A 2,814-nucleotide genomic window follows, 5' to 3' on the forward strand; every position below is an offset into this window, starting at 1 on the left:
CCGCCCTCGACGCCGTCGCGAACCCGGCTCGCCGGAATCCCTTCTACAAGGCATTCGAACGCCGCTCGCAGATCGATGGTGTCTGCGGCCGCCGCGCGGTCGCCGCGGACCACGAATATGTGGGCGGGGTCCACGCCGGGACCGGCAATGATCTCGGGCGTCTCCTCCTCACCCGGGTGCTCCAGCGCGAGCGCAACGCGCGCCTGGTCGAACGCGGTCTGCACGGAATGCCCGAAGGCCAGCGCGCTGTAGAACGCAGCCGCGAAAGTGGTAGCGGCGTCACCCGAGATCCTGTCGCCAGTGCCGATGGCGCACCCGACGGTTTCCGCGATTGCCTGCGCCTGCCCAAGTGTAAAGCAGGCGTTAAGAACCACAACGCGGATGTCGCCGCGAAAGACCCGGAAGAGCCTTGTGAGCGCCTCTGCACCGACCAAATGGACCCCGCCGTCGCTTCCCACCAGCACCAGCCCCTCGCTGCGGCCGTGCCCGCTGAAGTGCACCACGTGAGGGCGGGTCTCGTTGAGCGCCTGGATCAGGTCGTCGGGGCGCGCGGCCAGCCGAAGGTCGAACTGCAGCGCGTCACGGTATTCTGCCGCGCGGACCTTTGCGCGAATGCGCCGGACGTTCTCGTCCAGCAGCAGCCTGGGCATTCCGCCGGGGAGCGCGGAAAGGGGATCGGCGGAGAAGAAGAGAACCGTGGCTTTGCTCATGAAATCGCGGACTTGTCAGTGAACGTGCTACCCGATATCGAGGCCGTGCCGAGGAACTGCGCTATGTAATCGTCGGAGCCGCTCGTGTTTCGGTCTGGCGGCGATGCGCCATGGGCTTCACCGCCGCGCAGATACAACTTGCCCCAGCACTCCGGAATCGCCGGTCGCGCGCTCGGTTTTGCCTGAAAGGGTAGCCGGATGCCTCTAGGTGCCCATGCCGGCACTCAACGTAGCGTGCGGCTGCGGCGACCCCAAGGCTCGCCGTTCGACTGCCTGTGTGTCGTGGAAACCTGGGTAGACCTGAGACGCGGGTCACTCGTCGAAGTTCCAAATCAGCCAGAGTATGCCGCCAGAATCGTGCGCGCCGTGTTAGCAGTGCCTATGACAGTGGCAACCGGAGTCCTGCTGGTCACGCATCCAGGACCTGCTCCCCCGTTCCCCGCCTTCGCGCGGGCGCAGTGGTTCGCGATTCGACTTGTTGAACGCTCCCACCCCTGCTAAAGCTCACAAGCGCCTCTATGGCCTTGCTCTCTGCTGCCGACCTATCGGGAGAACGAGGCAAATCACGCGGCACCTCTTCGCCCGGCGCACCATCTGCGGCTGCCCGCTTGCGGTGCGCGCGGGTGCAGGATACAGATCCTGCACGCGGCGTCGCCTTCCGAGTGCGGCGCTGACCCAATCGCACCCGGAGGAAGAGTCATGCGCAAGCTGAAGCTGGAGGTCGAGGAGCTGGCCGTGGAGACGTTCGCCGCCGGCGCCGCCGCGGCGTCGCGGGGCACCGTGATGGGGCAGGCGGCGGAGCGCCCGGGGATGGGGATGGAGAGGGACGTCCCGGTGGACGGCGGCGACACCGGCGGCGGGTGGACGGGGATGGACACCTGCTACGGGGCGTCCTGCCTGGAGACCTGCACCTTCAACACCTGCCTGAGCTGCACGGCTACGCAGGTGCAATGAAAACGCCGCGGGGGGAGCAGCCGTCCGACGCCGTACGATCCGCTCCCTCCCGCGGCCCGGTGCCCCGGAACGCGACCACCGGACGGTCGGTGGCCGCGCTCATCCGCCTGCGTTGGCCGGGTCCGCCGCGGATCAGCCCGGCAGGTCGAGGAGGTCGAGGCCGATGTGCCCGTTGAGCCACTCGTGCCGGTCCACCAGGGCGTGTACATCCAGGCCGTGCCCCGCGTTGTACCAGCGGATGGTGCTGGACGCCGGCGCGGCCGCGTGCAGGGCCTGCGCGTCGGCCACGGGGACCAGCTCGTCCGCCGTCCCGTTCTGCAGCAGCAGCGCGGTGGGCGACGCGTGCGCGATGAACCGGACGGGCTCGATGGGCGCCATGGCCCGGAACCAGCCGGCACGGGTCGCACAGGTCAGCCCGGCCATGAAGCCGAAGTCTTCCGGACCGGTGAAGTGCGAGACGAGGCCGCCGTCCGCCACCACGAGCACGGCGGCCTTGAGGCGCCGCTCGATGCCGACGAACAGCGAGCCCATGGCGCCGCCGTAGCTGATGCCGATGTAGGCGATGCGCTCCCGGTCCACGTTGGGCCGTCCGCGCAGCACGTCCACGGCGCGCTGCAGGTCCTTGATCAGCTGGATCTGCTCCGCCCGGTCACTCGTGCCGAACCCCACCCACTGCCCGGGGCGGCGGGCAAACGGGGCATCGATGGCGATGACGACGGCGCCGTGCTGCGCGAGCGCCAGCCCCTGGCCCGCCATGGCGCGCGCGCTGCCGGGCGCGCCGTGCATGGCGACGATGCCGGGGCGCGGCCCCGACCGATTGACCGGGTCGAAGAGCAGCCCGGTGACCCGTCCGCCGCCCGGGCTGTCGAAGGAGATGGCGCTCACCTGCACGCCGTTGCTCGTGGTTTCGACCGTTGTCTGCAGGTTCAGCGGCGCGGCGGCGTCGTAGGCGAACAGGCCGCGGTCCGCCTCCGTCGCCACGCCGCCGAAATCCGGACGCGCGATCACGCAGGAATCGGCGATGGCGCCCGTCCGCGCCTGCACACGGACGCGGACGGAGTCGCGCACGTCCGCGCGGCTGGAGAGCGTGGCGACCACGTACGTGGAGCCGACGGCAACGCCCGTGATCGCCCCGCCGGCATCCACGGTG

At 69.7% G+C, this 2,814-nt stretch carries 3 protein-coding genes; 1 reads left to right on the top strand and 2 read right to left on the bottom strand.

The genetic code is table 11. The annotated features are described in order from the left end of the window. Positions 1-710: CHAT domain-containing protein (locus tag VFZ20_RS18375; RefSeq protein ID WP_329685383.1), on the bottom strand; the 710-nt coding region annotated here is incomplete at its 3' end. A gap of 699 nt (positions 711-1,409) precedes the next feature. On the opposite strand from VFZ20_RS18375, the gene VFZ20_RS18380 reads away from it, so the two are divergent. Continuing rightward, entirely contained in the window at positions 1,410-1,664 is a 255-nt protein-coding gene (locus tag VFZ20_RS18380; RefSeq protein ID WP_329685384.1) for a hypothetical protein, read from the top strand. A 132-nt stretch (positions 1,665-1,796) separates the two neighbouring features. Here the strand turns inward: VFZ20_RS18380 and VFZ20_RS18385 are convergent. Beyond that, a partial coding sequence (locus VFZ20_RS18385; protein WP_329685385.1) for an alpha/beta hydrolase family protein occupies positions 1,797-2,814 on the bottom strand: 1,018 nt, incomplete at its 5' end.

It is taken from the genome of Longimicrobium sp. (assembly GCF_036280135.1).
In the GTDB taxonomy this organism is placed as follows: domain Bacteria; phylum Gemmatimonadota; class Gemmatimonadetes; order Longimicrobiales; family Longimicrobiaceae; genus Longimicrobium.

Coding starts and splice junctions, on each gene's coding strand:
- VFZ20_RS18380 (WP_329685384.1), top strand. CDS start 1,410: ATGCGCAAGCTGAAGCTGGAGGTCGAGGAGCTGGCCGTGGAGACGTTC.